Raw genomic sequence first — 19,166 nt, 5'->3', positions numbered from 1 at the left:
TCTCCCCGTCTCATTTCAACTCGAAACCATTGGCCGCGCGCAGTGTCGGCACGGACGGCGGCGCCAGCGTCCCTTCCATCTTGCCGCCCAACATCAAGTCCGTGCGCGAAGGGGGCGCCAGCTGCGCCGTCGGTAGCACGGCGTCCGCCGGCAAGGGTTTCACCAGGTGCGCGGTAATGACGAACAGCAATTCCGTGCGGTCATGCTGGAAATCCGTGCTGCGAAACAGCGCGCCGAGGATGGGCACTTCGCTGAGCCAAGGCACGCCCGTGATGTTGCTCACCTGGTTGTTCTTGATCAAGCCGCCGATGGCGTAGCTCTGGCCGTCGTACAGCTGCACCGTGGTCGAGGCGCGCCGCGTGGTGATGACAGGCAAAATTGAACGTCCGCTGACGCCGGCGGCGGAAATGCCCACCCCCTCGCGCGACAGTTCCGACACTTCCGGCGCCACCTTCAGGTTGATGCGTCCGCCCGACAGCACGGTGGGCGTGAAGCGCAGGCCGACGCCATACTCGCGCTCTTCCAGCGTGATCTTGTTGTTGTCCTGGCCGACGGGAATGAAGATCTTGCCGCCTGCCAGAAAACTGCCTTCCTGCCCGCTGATCGCCATCACCGTCGGCTCGGCCAGGATGCGCACCAGGCCATCCTGTTTCTGCGCCTCGATGGTCAGCTGCTGGCCATTCGACTTGCGCACGTCGAGCAAGCCATTCGCCGTGCCGCTGAGGAAATTCGACAGCAAGGTGGTGGCCCAGCTGCCGGACGCAAAACGCAAGGTGGCGCCCACTTCCAGGCGTTCCAGCAGCGACTTCGATACTTCGGCAATCTGCACGGCCAGCATCACTTGCTGCGGCGCACTGACGTCGAGCATATTGATGACGCGGCTGTTCGCGCCACCCGCGCCGCCACCGGGCGCCGCGGTCACCACCGGCAAGGCAGCGCCATCGGCGGGCTTGGGCAACGCCAGCGGCGGCGTAGCGCGGCGCACATAGGCATGCGCCAGCTCGACGGCGCGCAGCACGGCGCCGGCATCCTGCACCGTGCCCGACAGCACCAGGGTATCGGCCACGGCCGTCACGCGGATGGCTTTTTCTTCCGGCATGAGTGCCGCCAGGGTGGCTTGCAAGCCGGCCGGGTCCATGCTGACGCTGACGTTCACCACGCTGCACACGCCGCTGCGTCCCTGGATAATCATATTCGTGCTGCCCACATCGACGCCCACCACGTACAGGGTGTCGGGCGCCACCAGCATGGCTTGCAGCACGGCCGGATTACCGACGCTGCGGGCCAGCACCGCCTCGGGCAGGCGCAGCATGCTCGATTTGCCCACCTGCAGCTGCAAGTTGCCGGGTGTAGCCGCTTCTCCGCCGCAGCGCGGGCCAGGATCGGCCGCCGCGCCGGCAAGCGGCAACAACAGGCAGCACAGTGTCAGCAGGGCGCGGTTCATGAGCGTGTCCATGGTTGAGCAAGGCAACAAGACTAAAAACATTCGCGCGACTGGCGCGTCCCGTCGATGACGCCACTGCACTGGCGCGGCGGTTCCAGCGGCGCCTTCGCCACACGCACCGGGCGCGGCGCGGCGGCCAGCACAGGCGCGGCGATGGCGAGAGCGGGCACGGCTTCGTGCGGTTCGCCCAGCAGGGTCAGCTTGGTAGCGCCCGCCGTCACGCCCGGCTGCGGGTCGACCTGGTTGCGCAGCACCAGGGACAAGCTGCCCACGCTGCGCGCCAGATCCAGGTTTTCGGCCTGTTCCGGCGTCACTTCCAGGGTCACCGCATTGACCACGCGCGGCTTGGTCTCGTCGCGTCCCACTTCCTGCGCCACGGCCAGCACCAGGATGCGTTCGAGCACGATCTTGGAAATGTTGCGGCTTTGCGGAAACGCGCGGTCGCCGGCATCCTGCTGGGTGCTCACGATGATGTCGACATAGTTGCCCGGCAAGGCGAAGCCGGCCACGCCGATCACATCGTTGACGCGCACGGTGATGGCGCGCCGCCCTTCCGTGATCAGGGCCGACAGGCCGCCCAGGGTGCCCACCGGCGCCAGCTTGGCTTCGCTCAGCGGTTCGCCGCGCAGCACGCTGGTTTTCAGCACCCGTCCCGCCAGTGTCGCCGGGTCTTGCAGCGCGCCTTGCGGCAAGCTTTCCGCCGGCCATTCGGCCAGGCGCAGCATCTCGGGCGTCAGGCGCTGGCCCAGGTTGACATCGCTGGCGGCGACGACGATCTTGCCCTTGCCGGCCGGCGTCTGGCGCAGCAGCCAGTGCGAGGCCAGCAACACGGCCAGCAGGCCCAGCACCACCGCCAGGGCCATCATCAGCAGGGCGCGCCGGTTTTTCATGCGATACGCTCGCACAGGCTGGCGGCCGGCATGTCGCAGCTGGCAAACAGGCTGTTCCAGGCCTGCTCCAGGGCGGCCACTGTCAGGCGCGCTTCACAGCCGGCAAAACCGGCAAAGTCGCCTATGCGCGCCAGCAATTCCTGTGGATAGCTGGCCAGCAAGGGCCGTCCCTGCGCCCCATGTAGTTGCAACAAATGATTCAGGACCAGTTCATCGATGGCCATGCCGGCCAGGCGGCATTGCTGGCGGAACAGGGCGCGATAGGCGCTCTCGGCCAGCGCCCCCACCTGCACCTTGTAGCCGATGCGGCGCAGCAAGGCAGGATCGAATAGCTCGCCCGGCGGCACATTCGTGGCCAGCACCAGGGCGTTGTCGAACGGCACGCTGATCTGCACGCCGCCGGACAGGCCCAGCTGGTCGCTGCCGCGCGCCAGCGGCTGCATCAGCCGCGTCAGCAGCTCTTGCGCGCCCAGGCGCTGGCGGCCCAGGTCGTCGATGATCAGCATGCCGTTATTTGCCCGCACATGGGGTGGCGCCTGGTAGCAGCCGCCGCTGGCGTCATGGCGCAGCTCCAGCATGCCCGCGTCGAGCTCGGCACCCACATGGATCACGGGACGCTGGCACAGCACCCAGCGGATGTCGGTGCTACGCCGCTCCAGCGCCTGGCGCGCATGGCTGACATGCTGCGGCACGGGCGGCAAGTGCTGGGCCGGATCGTACAATTGGATGATGTCCTGGCCAACAACGATGGCGTACGGCACGGCGACCAGCCCGTGCAGCAATTGGCCCAGCTGCAGCGCCAGGGTCGACTTGCCGCTGCCGGGCGGACCGTACAGCAGCAGCGAGCGCCCCGAATGCAGGGCCGCGCCCACTACGTCGAGCATGCCCGGCCCCGCATGGGCGCTGCCCAGCAGGGCGGCCAGGTCGTCGCTGCCAACGCGCTGTTCCTGCACCAGCCACGACTGGCGCGCCACCATGGCGCGGTACGCTTCCAGGGTGACGGGGGCGGCGCCGACATACGCGCAGCGCTCGAGGAAGGCGCTGGCGCGCTGCTTGCCGGCACCCGTCAGCTGGTATTGCACGTCGATATCGGATTCGCCGCGCCAAGCCACTTCGGCCATCTGCTCGGCCACCATGAAATCGAGCACTTCCCGCAAGACATTGATCGACAGGCGCAAGCGCGTCGTCAGCGCGGACAAGTGCGTCTTGCCGCTCACAAACATCAGCTTGGCGATCAGTTCGACCACCAGCGGCCGCTCCAGGCCCGTTTCGCGCAAGCTCTTCGGCTGCGGCGGCAAGGGCGGCATCAGGTTCGCGTCGGCGGGACGCGGCGCGCTCTCGGTGCTCATGGAATAAACGACCTCGGTCATGCTGTGTCTCCAAGCCGGTTAAGACTGCATTGAACAGATTTCATTCTAGCCAGCGGGGACTGGCGCCCATTGATTCAGAGCAATGAATACCAATCAGAAATAATGCCGCGCTTGCACAACCAGGCAGCCCAGGGCAATGGCCAGTCCGTACGGCATGTTGCCCACACTGGCGCCGCTGCCCCATGCGGCGGGTGCCAGGGGAATGCCGGCCATGCGCGCGATCACGGGCCACAGCAACTGGCGCAGATTACCCAGGCAGGCGCGCCACTTGCCCTGCCAGGTGATCATCAGCACGGCCATCAGACCGCCCAGCACAAAGGTGGCGAAACAGATCTGCAACACGGGCCAGGGACCGGCAAAGGCGCCCACCATGGCGATCAGCTTGACGTCGCCGGCGGCCATGCCGCGCAGCACATATAAAGGCAAAAACAGGAAGAAGCCCGTCGCCATGCCGCCCAGCCACAACGACGGCACGCTTTGCGGCCACAGCCACAGGTGCAAGGCCAGCGCGGCGAGGATGCCGGACAGCACCAAGCCATTCGGTATCTTGCGGCGTATCAAATCACTGACGGCGGCCCCCGTCACAAAGCACAATAACAGCAGGTCGCACAAGGCAGTTGCAGGCATGGCATACCTCCCGAAGAAAAACCCGCCACCGGCCGGCCGATGGCGGGCACCCGCTTAGGGCGTCAACACCAGGTTCGACGAAATGTCGGTGAGGACGGCCACCAAGTTGGTCTTGATCAGCAAGAAACCGGCCGTGATGGCGGTAGCCATCAAGGCCGCAATCAAGCCGTATTCGATTGCCGTAATGCCATCCTCATCCTTAACAAACTGCTGTACTGCCGACAGGAAGGTATGCATGACAAGCTCCCAAAAGTGAATCACAAGTCCCTGGCGCAATCGGGTGTGAAACATTGCCCATACCTGCTAATATGTTTCCTTCCGTAAATTTCTGCGCCATTGCATTGACTATAAAGCGTCCGCATTTTGGCAAATTGACGCGCCACAAGTTTCCGCATGGAAATTATCAAACCTTATTGATATGACGGCTGACGCAAACAAATGTTGCGATCAAGATTGAAAGCCTTCGTCAAGGCAAGTTTTTTGCAATGCAGTGCATGAATCTCATGTATTTACATGAAATATTGCATACGTTAATTGCCTATTAGGCAAAAAGACATTATCCTGCTTAGCTCTTCTTTGGAAAGGCCTCTCGCCCTGCGGTAAAGAGCGTCATGCCACCAAATAAATCTTGGCTTCTTGTAGACGGACGCGAATTGCTTGACGCAATGTTGGTATGAAGAATCTTGTGTGACTACTTTCCAGAGATCGACAATGGATTCCCTACTGAAACACATGGTGGACATGACCGGGCACCGCGACCACACGATGCTCGACATCTCCGTGATCTCGGCAGTGCAAGAACTCGCTTCCGCGTCGCAGACCCGTGTGCTGGCACTGACCACCGTACGTGGCCAGGTGTTCGTGCGGTCGCGGGCCATCATCGTGGCGGGCAGCGTGGCCCGCATGGAAGAGCATAACGACCCTACCCTGCCGGGCGAACCGCTGTCGGACTATCCGGCGCTGGCCGCCTGCATCGCGCGCCATGAAGCGAGCGCCGATACCTTGTGCGCCGACGGCCGCCACCTGCTGTGGCTGCCCATCTGGATCGGCGACCAAGTCACCACCTGCCTGGAAATCACCAACCCCACGCCGTACACGGGCGCCACCATCCAGGTGATCGGCGGCATCGTCAGCGTGTACCGCAATTTCCAGAATCTGCTCGACTACAGCGAACGTGATTCGCTCACCGGCTTGTTGAATCGCAAGACCTTCGACGACCAGTTGGCGAAAATCCTGCAAAGCCGCGGCGAATCGGAAGCGGAGAAGCCGCGTTCCGTCGATGAAGAGCGGCGCCACCATACGGACACGGAACGGCAATGGCTGGCCGTGATCGACGTCGATCATTTCAAGCTGGTCAACGATAAATTCGGCCACCTGTACGGCGATGAAGTACTGATCCTGATCGCCAACCAGCTGCAATCGTCGTTCCGCTCGCAAGACCGCATCTTCCGCTTCGGCGGCGAGGAATTCGTCGTACTGCTGCGCTCGATCACCCTGGAAAATGCGCAGAAAATCATCGACCGCTTCCGCACCAATGTCGAGGCGCACAACTTCCCGCAAGTGGGCAGAGTCACCGTCAGCGTGGGCTTCGTCAGTATCAACGCCTACGAGGCGCCCGTGATCATCCTCGGTCGCGCCGACCAGGCCCTGTACTACGCGAAAAGCCATGGCCGCAACCTGGCTTGCCACTATGACGAGCTGGTCGCCAAGGGCCTGTTAACTACCATCGCCTCGAACGATACGGCGGAGTTCTTCTAGGCATCCGCAAGGGAAAGAAAGCGCATGGGATCAACCTGCCACTTGGCGGCCGACTCATGGCCGACGATCTTGTCGGCACCGCCGAAGCCAAAGCCGCGCGACAGGTCGACTGTCTCGGGCTTGATGTAGGCATTGCTCTTTGTACTGAAAAATACATTCACCTTCGGCGCCAGCAGATTGCTCTCGTGCGCCTCGATGACGACAGCCAGGCGGCCCGATTCCAGCATCACCATGGTGCCGACCGGATAGATCCCCACGCAGCGCATGAAATCTTGCGCAAACACGGGATTGAAATGGAATTTGCTCCACTCATAAATCTTGCGCAAGGCTTCGGCGGCGGGAATGCCCTTGTGATAGCTGCGGTCGGACGTCAGCGCGTCATACACGTCGACGATGGCAGCCATCTGCGCCAGCTCGCTGATGGCGTCACCGGCCAACTGGTCCGGGTAGCCGCTGCCGTCGCGCCGTTCGTGGTGGTGCAGGGCAATGTCGAGGGGAATGGCGCCGACCTCAGGCGACTGGCACAGAATGTCGTAGCCATCGCGCGGATGGCGCTTGATCAGGGCAAATTCTTCCGGCGTCAGGGGACCGGGTTTGTTCAGCACGCTGTCGGGCACCAGCGCCTTGCCCGTGTCGTGCAGCAAGCCGCCCAGGCCGGCCTGGTGCGTGGTGGCCCCATCGATGCCCCGCGAACGGCAAAACGCCACCAGCAGCGCGCACACGCTGACAGAATGCAAGAAGGTGTAATCGTCCTTGTTCTTGATGCGCAACAAGCCGACCAGGGCACCGGGGTTGCGCAAGATCGATTCGGTGATATCTTGCACCGTGTGCTGCACGCGGTCGATCTCGACGGCCTTGCCCAGGCGTACATCGGCCATCACCGTGCGCACCAGGCTCGATGCCTGCCGCCGCACCTGCGTGGCGCGCGCCAGTTCCATGCCCAGCGAGACGCGCGTGACCACCTGCGGCGGCGTGGCGATCTGCACCAGCTCGCGTTCAGTGGCAGCCCGTGCCTGCGCCACCGTGGGCGCATCCTGCACGTCGAGTCCCTTGCCGCTATCGATCACCACGTCGTGGATGCCGGCCTGCACGATCTTGCGGATTTCATCGTCGCTGCGCAACAGGAAACGGTTGCGCACGAACGGGTGCGTCATCCAGTCGCAGCTGAGGTCATGAATGTACATGCCCACTTTTAATTGAGACGAATCAACTTTCTTGAGCATGCTGTCATCCCACAAATACGCGTCTGGAGCACCGAAGGCGCTAGAATGAGTATAACAAAATTGTTATTCTGCTGGCCGCGTTCGGCGCTGCGGCGCAACACCCTGTTTTTCCGCTCACCGCGCTGCTATCGGCACCCTTGCCGGGCAATGGCGCATGCACCGCTTTGGGACCCATGGAACTGCGCCAATTACGCTACTTTGTTGCCATCGTCGACCACGGCTCGCTGTCGCGCGCGGCCCTGACCCTGCATGTGGCGCAGCCTGCCCTGACGCAGCAGCTGCGCCAGCTGGAAGAAGAACTGGGCGTCCAGCTGCTGCACCGCTCGGCCCAGGGCGTGCTCAGCACGGACGCGGGCAAGGTATTTTACGAACACGCGCAAGCGATCCTGAAACAGGTGGCCGACGCCCGCTCGGCCGTCACGCAAAGCGCCACGCGGCCGTCCGGCAATGTCACCCTGGGTTTGCCGCACAGCATCTCCGGCGCCCTGGCCCTGCCCTTGCTGCTGGCCGTGCGCGAACGCTATCCTGAAATCACGCTGCAGCTGACGGAAGAAATCACGGGCAACCTCAATGAACAGCTCAAATCGGGCCGCATCAACCTGGCCGTGCTGTTCGACGATGGCCAGCTGACGCCGTTTGCCTGTATCCCCCTGGTGGAAGAAGAGATGCGTTTCATCTGCCGCAGCGATTCGCCGTTCGCCCCCCCGGGCCAGGCACTGTCATTCCCGCAGGCATTGAACGCCACCCTGATCCTGCCGGGCTTGCAACATGGCGTGCGTCCGCGCATCGACAGCCGCGCCCGCGAACTGGGCCTGGAGACGGCAAACGTGATCGAGATCAACTCGATCGCCATCCTGAAATCGGCCATCCTGGCCGGCATGGGCGCCACCATCTTGCCGGCCGCCCCCCTGCTGGCCGAACTGGACAGCGGCGCCATGCGCAGCTATGCCATCCACAGCCCCGTGCTGTCGCGCACGGTGGCCCTGTGCGCGTCAAAGAACATTCCCCTGACGAATGCGGGCAACGCCGTGAAAAACCTCGTGCTGCAAGTGGCCGCCGAGCTGTGCGGCAGCGGGCGCTGGGTGGGGGCACACGTACTCTCGCCCATGGCATAAGTATTTCTTATACCCCCATCGCCAAAGCGTATTTGCCCCTTCCCCTCGGTCGTTCTACACTGACCACATTAACTATTTTAAATTTAAAATAGTTATGTGCCGCCCACATGCGGCCATCCCGTCTGCACAGCGCACGCCTTACCGGGCGCGACCTTGTACAGCCGCTATCTGAAACACCCTTTTGGAGACAGCCATGTCCGTGACCACGGAAAACGGCTCCGCAGCGTTCGCTAGAAACGCCGGTGCCGCGCCATCTACACCTCTTGAACCTTCCCGTTTGACCACCGTCAGCCTCGACGACAAATATACGGCCACTTCCGGCGCCATCTTCCTGTCCGGCATCCAGGCCCTCGTACGCCTGCCCATGATGCAGCGCCTGCGTGACCAGGCCGCTGGCCTCAACACGGCCGGCTTCATTTCCGGCTATCGCGGTTCGCCCCTGGGCGGCCTCGATGAAAACCTGTGGAAAGCCAAGAAACAGCTGGAAGCGCACCACGTGCAATTCGTGCCCGGCGTCAACGAAGACTTGGCGGCCACGGCCGTCTGGGGTTCGCAGCAGGTGGACTTGATCGGCCCGGCCAAGTACGACGGCGTGTTCGCCATGTGGTACGGCAAGGGCCCGGGCGTGGACCGCTGCGGCGATGTCTTCAAGCACATGAACCATGCGGGCACATCCAAATTGGGCGGCGTGCTGCTGGTGGCCGGCGATGACCATGGCGCGTATTCCTCGACCCTGCCGCACCAGTCCGACCATCTGTTCTCCGCCTCGATGATCCCCGTCTTGTACCCCTGCAATGTGCAGGAATACCTGGACCTGGGTATCCACGGCTGGGCCATGTCGCGCTTTTCCGGCTGCACGGTGGCTTTCAAGGCGCTGGCCGACACGGTCGAATCGTCGGCCTCCATCGATGCCGACCCGTTCCGCGTGGAAGTGAAGATTCCGCAAGACTTCATCATGCCCGAAGGCGGCCTGAACGCGCGCCTGTCGAGCATTCCGCTGGGCCAGCAGGCGCGCAACCAGGAAGCGCTGATGCAGGACTACAAGATCTATGCGGCTCTGGCCTACGCGCGCGAAAACAAGCTCAACCACACCACCATCGACAGCCCGAACGCCAAGCTGGGCATCATCGCGTCCGGCAAATCCTACCTGGACGTGCTCGAAGCGCTGGAAGAACTGGGCATCGACGAGCAGATGGCGGCCGACGTCGGCATGCGGCTGTTCAAGGTCGCCATGCCGTGGCCGCTGGAACCGGACAGCGTGCGTGAGTTTGCGCAAGGTCTCGATGAAATTCTCGTGGTAGAAGAGAAGCGCCAAATCGTTGAATACCAGCTCAAGGAGCAGTTGTACAACTGGCGCGACGACGTGCGCCCTAGAGTCATCGGCAAGTTCGACGAAAAAGGCGAATGGGTGGCGCCGCGCGGCGAATGGCTGCTCACTTCCAAGGCGGATTTTTCCGTCTCGCAAGTGGCGCGCGTCATCGCCAGCCGCATCGCCCGCCTGATTTCCGATCCCGTCACCTGCGACCTGATCAAGGCGAGACTGAGTTTTCTCGACGCCAAGGATGCGGTATTGAAGAAAGCCGTCAACACGCCGTTCCGCCCCGCGTTTTACTGCTCCGGCTGCCCGCACAATACCTCGACCAAGGTGCCGGACGGCAGCCTGGCGCTGGCCGGCATCGGCTGCCATGTGATGGCCACGTCGATCTACCCGGAAATGAACAAGCTGACCACGCACATGGGCGGCGAAGGCGCGCCGTGGATCGGGCAAGCCGCGTTTTCCACACTGCCGCACGTGTTCCAGAACCTGGGCGACGGCACGTATTTCCACTCCGGCTACCTGGCCATCCGCGCCGCGCAGGCCGCCAAGGTGAACATTACCTACAAGATTCTCTACAACGACGCCGTCGCCATGACGGGCGGCCAGCCCGTGGACGGCTTGATCACCGTGCCCATGATGGCGCAGCAGGTGGCGGCCGAAGGCATCGCCCGCATCGCGCTGGTCACGGAAGATTTATCGCGCTACAGCGACCGCAGCAACCTGCCCGCCCACCTGACCTTGCACGACCGCAAGGACATGGATGCCGTGCAGCGCGAATTGCGCGAAGTGCAAGGCGTGTCCGTGCTGATCTACGACCAGACCTGCGCGGCCGAGAAACGCCGGCGCCGCAAGAAAGGCGAGTATCCGGACATCGCCAAGCGCATGGTCATCAACGACGCCGTCTGCGAAGGCTGCGGTGATTGCGGCGTGCAGTCGAACTGCGTCTCGATCTTGCCGAAGGAAACGGAATTTGGCCGCAAGCGCACCATCGACCAATCCTCGTGCAACAAGGATTACTCGTGCGCCAAAGGCTTTTGCCCCAGCTTCGTCACCATCGAAGGCGGCAGCCTGAAGAAAACCAAGACGGGCGCCGGCAAGCCGGGCGAGACGGACAACTTCGGCCCGTTGCCGGAACCCCAGTTGCCCGCCTGCGACGCGCCCTACAACATCCTGATTAATGGCATCGGCGGCACGGGCGTCATCACCGTCGGCGCGCTGATGGGCATGGCAGCCCACCTGGAAGGCAAGGGCGCGTCTGTGCTGGACATGACAGGCATGTCGCAAAAGAACGGTTCCGTCACGTCGCACGTGAAAATCGCCAAGTCGCCGGCGCATATCCGCGCGCAGCGCATCGCCACGGGCGAAGCGGACCTGATTCTAGGGTGCGACATGCTGACGGCCGGCGCGCAGGATGCCGTGTCGAAAATGCGTCCGGGCCGCAGCCTGGCCGTCGTCAACCTGCACGAGCAGCCGCCGGGCACGTTCGCGCAAAATGCCGACTGGCAATATCCAACGGCGGAAGTGCGCCAGCTGATCGAAGAATCCGTGGGCGGCGCCGACGCGGCCGACTTCATCGACGCGACCAAGCTGGCGACCGCGCTGATGGGCGACTCGATTGCCGCCAACCTGTTCATGCTCGGTTACGCCTGGCAAAAGGGCCGCATCCCGTTGACGGAAGCGGCGCTGCTGCGCGCCATCGAATTGAATGGCGTGGGCATAGCGTCGAACAAGAAGAGTTTCCTGTGGGGCCGCCGCGCCGCCGTCGATGTGCGCAAAGTCACGCAAATCGCCACGCCGTCGCAAGCGATCATCGTGCAAATGCCGCAAAGCCTCGATAGCGTCATCAAGAAGCGCGTGGAATTCCTCACCGCCTACCAGAACGCCGCGTATGCGCACGGTTATTTGACCCTGGTCAACCAGGTGCGCGACCGTGAGAATACCCTGGGACTGGGCCAGAAGCTGTCGACCGCCGTGGCCAAGAGCTATTTCAAATTGCTGGCCTACAAGGACGAGTACGAAGTGGCGCGCCTGTACACGGATGGCCGTTTTGTGGAACAGTTGCAACAGCAGTTCGAAGGCAATTTCTCCGTCAAATTCAACCTGGCGCCGCCGCTGTTCGCCAAGAAAGATGCGAAGGGGCACCTCGTGAAAGCGGAGTTCGGTTCCTGGATGTGGCGCGCCTTCAAACTATTGGCGAAAGCCAAGGGCTTGCGCGGCGGCACCTTCGACGTCTTCGGTTATACGACCGAGCGCAAGATGGAACGCGCCCTGATCGTCGACTACCGCGAACTGCTGGCCGGCCTGCTGGTCAACCTGACGGCAGAGAATCTGGCTACCTGCGTGGAACTGGCATCGCTGCCCGAGAAAATCCGCGGCTTCGGCCACGTCAAGGAAGCCGCTGTGGCCACCTACCGCAAGGACAAGGCGAGATTGCTGGCGGTGCTAGCGGATGGAAGCAAGCACGCGGCCTAGCAAACCGGTAGGGCAATGAAAAACGCAGAGCCTCGGCTCTGCGTTTTTTTTATGCGTCCGCGCAGCGCCCCACCGTCGCTCCCGGCAACAGCACGGGCTGCCAGATTTCCTGCAGCCGTTCCGGCGGCGTACCGGCCAGCAGGGATTGCAGCATTTCGACCATCTTGGCGCCAGCGCGGCGCAGGTCGGGCTGGGCTATGGTGGTGACGTTGATGCCAATCAAGGTGTCTTCCACATTGCCCCAGACAATGACGGAGACCTCCTTGCCGATCTCGATGCCCGCATCCATCAGGGCGCGCACCACGCCCACGCCGGACAGGTGATTATCGACGATGACGGCCGTGGGACGGGGCGAGCAGGCCAGCAATTGCTGCATGGCCTGGTAGCCGCTGCGGCGGTCGAAGGTATTGTCGAGCAGATAGCGGGAATCCAGCGGCAAGCCCGCCTGCGCCATGCAGCGGATAAAGCTTTCCTTACGCTCAAAGGCGAAATGCAAATCCAGCGGCGCGCTCAACAGCGCGATGCGCTGGTGGCCGTGTGCTGCCAGGAAAGACACGGCCAGGTCGATGCCCGTGTCGTTGTCGTAGTCAAAATACGCGTAGGGCGCATCGATGCGCGTACGGCCATTTGCAACAAAAGGAAAGCCCACCTTCGTCAGGTAGGCGATGCGCTCATCGACCACCTTGGTACGGCCTACCACCAGGCCATCGACCTGGCGCCCGCGCACCATGGTTTCATACGAGGGCTGTTCGTTCTGCGGCGACACGGGGGCGATGATGAGGCTCATCTTCGACGCTTCGACGGCGTCGGACATGCCATTCACCACGGAAAGAAAGACACTGTCGCCCAGGTCACTGGGCAGCAGGGGATAGATCATGCCCAGCACATTGGTGCGGCCGACGGCCAGGCTGCGCGCCAGTGGGTTGGGCCGGTAGCCGACTTTCTTGGCGGCGGCCAGGACGATTTCACGGGTGCGGGAATTGACTTCCGGATAGCCGTTCAACGCCCTGCTGACTGTCGTTTTCGACATGCCGAGGGCAATTGCGAGGCTCTTGAGATTCATCTGTTAACTACCTGTCTGTATGGCAAAAGAAACCAACTCTGACCGTCAATTATAGCCCAGAGCGCCAAGCAGGCCGCGCATTACCGTGCGCCGCAATGGTAAAAAAACAACAACATATTGACACTCTAGAAAGTACTTTTTAAAGACGGCCATGTCTGCTTCGTCCACAGCATGGCAGCGGCTATGGCTGACTAAGAATGGCTGCAAGCGACAGCGGGTACTCACTTTACCAAGTAGGGTGCCAGCTTCGGCGTGCCGGGTTTGCAACATCAGGCGCGCAGAACAAAATTATCAAGAAAGCATAATTAGCTGGAACTATGCGAGAATTTGTCCTACTCTTGATTCAGGTAAAGATTACCTGCAGACATGTTGCGCCCCCCCCCCGGCCTGACTTTTCCTCTCCTGCGCACGCCTGGGCATACTTTCAAAGGTGAACAATGTGGTCACGCTAACGTCCGTCAACAATCTGCAAGCCTCGCTGGCCACGGCGCAACAGCGCGTCGAACAAGGCCAGAACCAGGTACGACGCGACAGTGAACAGCTGGCGCAAAGCCGCCAGTCGCTGGCGCGGGAACAGGAATCGCTGAGCCAGACGCAGCGCAGCAGCCAGCAAGCCCCGGCCGCCATCAAGGCGCCGCGGCTGGACCAGGCGATCAAGGTGGCCGTGCCACAGCAAGCAGCCCCCGCGACGGCGAAAAGCACGCCCCAGCTGAACAGCTATGGCCAGACCCTGGGCCGCCTGATCGACGTGACGGCGTAAAGCAAGCTTACTTCGCCATTTCCTCTTCCAGCATCGCCAGCCACCACTTGTCACCCTTCTGCGGCTGCGTCAGGTCGACCGCCTCGCCCATCTGCGGCGTGGCCAGGTTCACGCCCTGCTTCGCTGCCAGCCCCGTGATGCGGTCGAACGGTTCATGCCAGGCATGTAAGCCCAGGTCAAAGGTGCCGTTATGCACGGGCATCAGCCACTTGCCGCGCAAGTCCAGGTGGGCTTGCAGGGTTTCCTCCGGCTGCATGTGCACGTCCGGCCAGAGCTTGTCATACGCGCCCGTTTCGATCATGGTCACGTCAAACGGCCCGTACTTGTCGCCGATCTGCTTGAAACCGCCGAAATAGCCGGAGTCGCCGCTAAAAAACACGCGCACGTCCGGCGCGTCGATGACCCACGACGCCCACAGGGTTTGATTGCCATCAAATAAGCCGCGTCCCGAGAAATGTTGTGATGGTGTCGCCACCAGTTTCACGCCGGAAATTGTCGTGCCCTGCCACCAGTCGAACTGCTGCACCTTGGCCGCTGGCACGCCCCATTGAATCAGGGTATCGCCCACGCCCAGCGGCGTGACGAAGTGCTCGGTCTTGGCGGCCAGTTGCAGCACGGCAGCATGGTCGAGGTGATCGTAATGGTCGTGCGACAGGATCACGGCCTTGATCGGCGGCAGATCGGCGATGCTGATGGGCGGCTGGTGGAAACGCTTCGGTCCCGCCCACTGCACCGGCGAGGCGCGCTCGGAAAACACGGGGTCGGTGAGGAAGAACTCGTTGTTGAGTTTGAATAGCAGGGTCGAGTGGCCGAGGCGAAACAGGCTGTTGTCGGGTGCGGCCAGCAACTGCGCCTGGCTCAAGGCTTGCACGGGTACGGCTGCAGCGGGCACCGTGCTGTCGGGCTTATCAAAGAAAAATTTCCACATCAGCTTGAGCGTTGCAGCCGTGCCCAGTTTATGCATCTGCACGGGATTGCGAAACTTGCCTTCATGGCGTTGTGGTGACAAGGTTGAGGAAGAAGCGGGCGCGGCAGGTGCGGCGCGCAAGGTGCAAGAACTCATGATGATCAGGACTCCCAAGAATAAGATGCGGTGCAAGTGCATATGCGGCCCGGTAAAGAATTAACAAGGATTAAATTACACTACACAGTGTAGTTCCTATTTCTAGCAAAGTAAACCAAGAGGTGTAAAATATTGTTTTCAAAGGAGATTTCCCGCCATGGCCGCACCGCAACGCCTCACCGACCGCAAGCGCGTCGCCATCGTCGATGCCGCCATCGCCGAGTTTCGCGAGCACGGTTTTGACGCGACAAGCATGGACAAGATCGCCGCCACGGCCGCCGTTTCCAAGCGCACCGTGTACAACCACTTCCCCAGCAAGGACGAGTTGTTCGCGGAAATCCTGCAGCGCATGTGGGAAAGCAGCATGGCCCAGCCTGCCGTGCCTTATGTTGCCGACCAGCCGCTGCGCCCGCAGGTGCTAGCCTTGGTCGAGCAGAAAATGGCCTTGCTATGCGACGCAGCATTCATCGACTTGGCGCGCGTGATCTTTGGCGAAACCATCCACTCGCCCGAGCGGGCGCAAGCCATGGTGGCGCGCTTGAATGAAAAGGAAACGGGCTTGAATATCTGGATCCGTGCGGCGCAGCAAGACGGGCGCATCAAGGCGGGCGAGACACTGGAAGTGGCGCACCTGCTGATGTCGCCACTGAAGACCTTTGCCTTCTGGCCGCAGATCACCCTGGGTGAGCCTCTGCTGGGCCCGGCACGCAAACGCGAAGTGACGGAACTGGCCGTCGATATCTTCCTGTGCTACTACGGCGTGGCAAAACAGACCGCATAAACGGGCGGCAAATGGGCAGACAGCGTCTGCCAATGCTCGCCCTCATCGCCGGAATACCAGGCGCCGCCCGTGGTCGAGGCCATCAGCAGGCTGCGCCCGTCGTCGGCCAGCGCCAGCCCGTGGCGGTACACCAGGTCGTAGCAATACTGCTGCGGCAATCCCGCGCGCAAGACGTCGAAAGTTTTGCCGCCGTCGCGCGTGCGCGTGACGGCCAGCGCGCCGTCATGCGGAATGCGCAGCACGTCCGCCTGCGCCGGCACGAACCAGGCCGTGTCGCCATCACGCGGATGCACGGCCACGGCAAAGCCGAAATGCGACAGCGGCGCCGTGCTCACTTCCTGCCAATGCCAACCCGCATCGTGCGAGCGCCAGATGCCGTTATGGTGCTGGCACCACAGCGCCTCGGGCGTGCCGGCGCTGCGCACGATGCGGTGCGGATCTTGCACGGCTTCGTTTTCATCGAGCTCGGGCGGCATGTAATCGGCCCGCATGCCCGTCGCGCTCAAGGCCCAACTGGTGCCACCGTCCAGGGTTTGCCAGACGCCGCCGCAGGAAATGCCGACCAGCACCTTGCGGCTGTCGCGCGGATCGACGCAAATGCTGTGGATGCCGGGCACGTCGTAGCCGCCGCCAAACCACTGCGCCCGCTGCGGCACGTTCCACAAAGACTCCACCAGTTGCCAGCTGTCGCCGCGGTCGCTGGAGCGGAACAGGCCACCAGGCAGGGTCCCCGCCCACAAGACGCCGGGCTGGTCCGCGCCGCCAGCCGCCAGCGACCAGACCTGCTGCAAGGTCCAGTTCACGGTATCGGCGCTGTCCTCCGGCTTGGCGGGATAGGCGGGCACGGCGACTTCTTGCCATGTGGATCTGCCCCTGTCCAGGCGATGCAGCTTGGCGCCGAAGTGGCCCAGGTTCAGGGCCGCGTACAGGGTGCCGTCGCGGCTATCGTGCAGCAGCATGGAGACGGGATCGCCGGCAAACTGCACCAGCGCCAGCTGCCAGACGCCAGCCGCGTCGACATCGAACTGGAACAAGCCCTTGCGGGTGCCGAGATACGCGCGTTGTTCCATGCCTCGTTCCATGCCTTGCCCCATGATTAACCTCCGGAAAGTGCCTGCAAGATATACACCTGACTGTCGGGCCGCAAGGCGTCGTCGAGCACGCGCCGTTCGCGGCAGCGCGCCCCATCGATGAAGATCACCACATTCGGACGCAAGGCCCCCTGCTCGTCGAGCACGTAACCGCGCAGGCGCGGCTGTTGCGCAAACGCGGCATCGAGGGCGGCGCGCAGGCGCGGCGCAGCCACGTCCATGGTGGGGACGTCCATGAAACGTGCCAGTTGTTGGGTAAAATGCAAGTGCGCCATGCTGCCTTTGACGTCGTCGGCCTGGACTCATTCTAGTCCGCTTTGCCGACGATACAATGGCGTTACCGCTAAAATAGCGGCAAGCACACAAGGAGGCCAGGCATGACGATTACCCCGGAAGAACTAGCGGTGCTGATGCAGGAAGTGGAAGTGGCCGATCCCATCGATTTTGCCGACCTGCCCTTCGACGAGCAGGAATTGCGCGGGCTGATCGCCAATCACCTGTGCGAGATGGCCGATGCGATGGAAAATTTCAGCCCGGAAGACCGCAACCTGGCGCTGCTGGCCGTGGCCGCCAAGCTGGTGCTGGAAAACCTGGTGCTGCACGTGCAACTGCTGCGCCGCCACGGCTTGCCCGTGAGCGACAGCGTGGACGCGCTGCTGCAGCGGCTTAAGGGCGGCAAGCCGTCGTGAGTCAGTAGGTACGTCAGTAGGTACCCGTACGCACGGCGCGCGCCTGCACGGTAAGATCGCTTTCGGCCACAGCCACGCAGGGCAGGATGTAGCCGTCGAGCCGTTCATCGGGGCTGATGCCGGGCCAGTCCACCGTGTAGCGTATCTTTCCTTCGGGCATGTGGCACAGGCAGGTACGACAGGTGCCGTTGCGGCAGGAACTGAGCAGGCGAATGCCGGCCAGCTCGGCGGCGGCCAGCACAGTAGTGCCGGCCTCGGCCGTGAATTGCCAGCCTTGCGGGAGGATAGTGATAGTAAAGGTGGCGATGGTAAAGGTGGTGGTAAAGGGCGCGCTCATGCGCCCAGTTTAACAGTCCGCCAGCGTGCTCCAGCTGGCACCCGCAGCTTGGCTGCGCAGCACGGCTTCCGCAAAGGCCAGGCCCGCCACGCCATCGGCCACCGTCGGCAGCCAGCGCGCCGCCTCGGGCACGGGCAAGCCCGCTTGCAGAGCGCGGATGGCCAGGGCTGCATCCAGGTACAGCTGGGCGAACGCTTCCAGGTAGCCTTCCGGGTGGCCGGCCGGCACGCGCGTGGCATGGCGCGCGGCCGCACTGTCGACACGGCCCGGGCGCAGCAGCTGGCGGTTGCCGCCCTGCGGCGTAACCCATAGTTCGTTCGGCTGTTCCTGGTCAAAGTCCAGCTGTGCCTTGCTGCCAAACAAGCGCAGGCGCACCGTGTTTTCGCAACCGGTCGCCACCTGACTGGCCCACAGCGTGCCCTTGGCGCCATTCGCATAGCGCAACATTACCTGCACGTGGTCGTCCAGCGTGCGGTTCGGAACAAAGGTCGACAATTCCGCCAGCACGGATTGCGGCGTGAAGCCGCTGACGAATTGCGCCAGGTGATAGGCGTGCAAGCCCACGTCGAGCAGGGTGCCGCCGGGACCGGCCTTGTGCGGGTCGTTATGCCAGTTACCCTGCTTCAACCCGCCTACCGCAATCGCCTCGGCCAGCCAATCTTGCGAATACTCGACTTGCACGAGGCGCAGCTCGCCGATCTCGCCCGCCTCGACCATGGCTTTCGCATGGCGCAGCAGCGGATAGCCGCTGTAGGTATGCGTAAGCGCAAACAGCAGGTTCTGACGTTGCGCCAGCGCCGCCAAGGCTTGGCCTTCCGCCAGCGAAATGCCCAGCGGCTTGTCGCAAATTACGTGGATGCCCGCTTCCAGAAAGGCCGTGGCGACGGGCGCGTGTAAATGGTTGGGCGTGACGATGGCCACCGCTTCGATGCCGTCCGGGCGCGCAGCCTCCGCTTGTGCCATGGCACGGTAATCGCAATAGCTGCGTTCGGGCGCCAGGTGCAGCGCGGCGCCGCTCTCTCGCGCACGCTCCGGGTCGGAAGACAGGGCGCCCGCCACCAGCTCGTACTGGTCATCGATGCGCGCCGCGATGCGGTGCACGGCGCCGATGAACGCACCCTGCCCGCCCCCTACCATGCCCAACCGTAAGCGTCGCTGCATGTCG

Annotated in this window: 18 protein-coding genes; 6 read left to right on the top strand and 12 right to left on the bottom strand. The window is 62.9% G+C overall.

Translation table 11 applies throughout. The features are described from left to right. Positions 1-10: 10 nt before the first annotated feature. The 5 genes from ACQ4W7_RS06500 to ACQ4W7_RS06480 form a co-directional block, all read right to left on the bottom strand. The gene (locus tag ACQ4W7_RS06500) at positions 11-1,444 is read right to left on the bottom strand and encodes a type II and III secretion system protein family protein (RefSeq protein ID WP_436529276.1); all 1,434 of its coding nucleotides are present in this window, start codon (positions 1,442-1,444) and stop codon (positions 11-13) included. 32 nt (positions 1,445-1,476) lie between these two features. Further along, complete coding sequence (gene cpaB, locus ACQ4W7_RS06495; protein WP_426073475.1) at positions 1,477-2,334, bottom strand: Flp pilus assembly protein CpaB; 858 nt, start codon at positions 2,332-2,334, stop codon at positions 1,477-1,479. Further along, positions 2,331-3,704 (bottom strand): ATP-binding protein, encoded by a 1,374-nt coding sequence (locus ACQ4W7_RS06490; RefSeq protein WP_426073476.1) that lies wholly within the window; start codon positions 3,702-3,704, stop codon positions 2,331-2,333. Before ACQ4W7_RS06490 ends, cpaB begins: the two co-directional genes overlap by 4 nt. A gap of 93 nt (positions 3,705-3,797) precedes the next feature. Then, a complete protein-coding gene (locus ACQ4W7_RS06485) occupies positions 3,798-4,331 on the bottom strand; it encodes an A24 family peptidase (protein WP_426073477.1) in 534 nt (177 codons plus the stop codon). 54 nt (positions 4,332-4,385) lie between these two features. After that, positions 4,386-4,568, bottom strand: coding sequence for a Flp family type IVb pilin (locus ACQ4W7_RS06480; protein WP_426073478.1), 183 nt, complete (start codon positions 4,566-4,568; stop codon positions 4,386-4,388). 474 nt (positions 4,569-5,042) lie between these two features. Here ACQ4W7_RS06480 and ACQ4W7_RS06475 point away from each other — a divergent pair, with 474 nt between their 5' ends. Further along, complete coding sequence (locus ACQ4W7_RS06475; protein WP_426073479.1) at positions 5,043-6,089, top strand: GGDEF domain-containing protein; 1,047 nt, start codon at positions 5,043-5,045, stop codon at positions 6,087-6,089. Here the strand turns inward: ACQ4W7_RS06475 and ACQ4W7_RS06470 are convergent. Continuing rightward, positions 6,086-7,312 carry an HD-GYP domain-containing protein gene (locus ACQ4W7_RS06470; protein WP_436529272.1) on the bottom strand — a complete coding sequence of 409 codons (1,227 nt, stop codon included), beginning with the start codon at positions 7,310-7,312 and terminating at the stop codon, positions 6,086-6,088. The genes ACQ4W7_RS06475 and ACQ4W7_RS06470 overlap by 4 nt on opposite strands. A gap of 173 nt (positions 7,313-7,485) precedes the next feature. Here ACQ4W7_RS06470 and ACQ4W7_RS06465 point away from each other — a divergent pair, with 173 nt between their 5' ends. Further along, entirely contained in the window at positions 7,486-8,427 is a 942-nt protein-coding gene (locus ACQ4W7_RS06465; RefSeq protein WP_436529270.1) for a LysR substrate-binding domain-containing protein, read from the top strand. A 193-nt stretch (positions 8,428-8,620) separates the two neighbouring features. Further along, the gene (locus tag ACQ4W7_RS06460) at positions 8,621-12,217 is read left to right on the top strand and encodes an indolepyruvate ferredoxin oxidoreductase family protein (protein ID WP_436529268.1); all 3,597 of its coding nucleotides are present in this window, start codon (positions 8,621-8,623) and stop codon (positions 12,215-12,217) included. A 49-nt stretch (positions 12,218-12,266) separates the two neighbouring features. Here the strand turns inward: ACQ4W7_RS06460 and ACQ4W7_RS06455 are convergent, their stop codons facing one another. Next, complete coding sequence (locus ACQ4W7_RS06455; RefSeq protein WP_426073483.1) at positions 12,267-13,280, bottom strand: substrate-binding domain-containing protein; 1,014 nt, start codon at positions 13,278-13,280, stop codon at positions 12,267-12,269. Positions 13,281-13,719: 439 nt separating this feature from the next. Between ACQ4W7_RS06455 and ACQ4W7_RS06450 the strand changes: the two genes are divergently transcribed. Further along, the gene (locus tag ACQ4W7_RS06450; RefSeq protein ID WP_426073484.1) at positions 13,720-14,040 is read left to right on the top strand and encodes a hypothetical protein; all 321 of its coding nucleotides are present in this window, start codon (positions 13,720-13,722) and stop codon (positions 14,038-14,040) included. 7 nt (positions 14,041-14,047) lie between these two features. On the opposite strand, the gene ACQ4W7_RS06445 is transcribed toward ACQ4W7_RS06450, so the two are convergent. Next, a complete protein-coding gene (locus ACQ4W7_RS06445; protein WP_436529265.1) occupies positions 14,048-15,103 on the bottom strand; it encodes an MBL fold metallo-hydrolase in 1,056 nt (351 codons plus the stop codon). A gap of 157 nt (positions 15,104-15,260) precedes the next feature. On the opposite strand from ACQ4W7_RS06445, the gene ACQ4W7_RS06440 reads away from it, so the two are divergent. After that, positions 15,261-15,884: a TetR/AcrR family transcriptional regulator gene (locus ACQ4W7_RS06440; protein ID WP_436529263.1), complete on the top strand. Its 624-nt coding sequence runs from the start codon at positions 15,261-15,263 to the stop codon at positions 15,882-15,884. Here the strand turns inward: ACQ4W7_RS06440 and ACQ4W7_RS06435 are convergent. Next, entirely contained in the window at positions 15,857-16,954 is a 1,098-nt protein-coding gene (locus ACQ4W7_RS06435) for a beta propeller repeat protein (RefSeq protein ID WP_436529261.1), read from the bottom strand. The two genes, ACQ4W7_RS06440 and ACQ4W7_RS06435, sit on opposite strands and share 28 nt — an antisense overlap. 26 nt (positions 16,955-16,980) lie before the next feature. Continuing rightward, positions 16,981-17,250 carry a MoaD/ThiS family protein gene (locus ACQ4W7_RS06430; protein ID WP_436529259.1) on the bottom strand — a complete coding sequence of 90 codons (270 nt, stop codon included), beginning with the start codon at positions 17,248-17,250 and terminating at the stop codon, positions 16,981-16,983. Between the two features lie 102 nt (positions 17,251-17,352). Between ACQ4W7_RS06430 and ACQ4W7_RS06425 the strand changes: the two genes are divergently transcribed. After that, on the top strand, positions 17,353-17,664 hold the full coding sequence (locus ACQ4W7_RS06425; RefSeq protein ID WP_436529257.1) for a hypothetical protein: 312 nt from the start codon (positions 17,353-17,355) through the stop codon (positions 17,662-17,664). A gap of 13 nt (positions 17,665-17,677) precedes the next feature. Here the strand turns inward: ACQ4W7_RS06425 and ACQ4W7_RS06420 are convergent, their stop codons facing one another. Continuing rightward, positions 17,678-18,001 (bottom strand): 2Fe-2S iron-sulfur cluster-binding protein, encoded by a 324-nt coding sequence (locus ACQ4W7_RS06420; protein ID WP_436529255.1) that lies wholly within the window; start codon positions 17,999-18,001, stop codon positions 17,678-17,680. 9 nt (positions 18,002-18,010) lie between these two features. Next, positions 18,011-19,162 (bottom strand): Gfo/Idh/MocA family protein, encoded by a 1,152-nt coding sequence (locus ACQ4W7_RS06415; RefSeq protein ID WP_436529253.1) that lies wholly within the window; start codon positions 19,160-19,162, stop codon positions 18,011-18,013. Between the last annotated feature and the right edge of the window lie 4 nt (positions 19,163-19,166).

Source organism: Janthinobacterium algoris, assembly GCF_051380935.1.
Lineage (GTDB): Bacteria > Pseudomonadota > Gammaproteobacteria > Burkholderiales > Burkholderiaceae_D > Janthinobacterium.
This window is presented reverse-complemented; position numbering and strand designations above follow the sequence as displayed.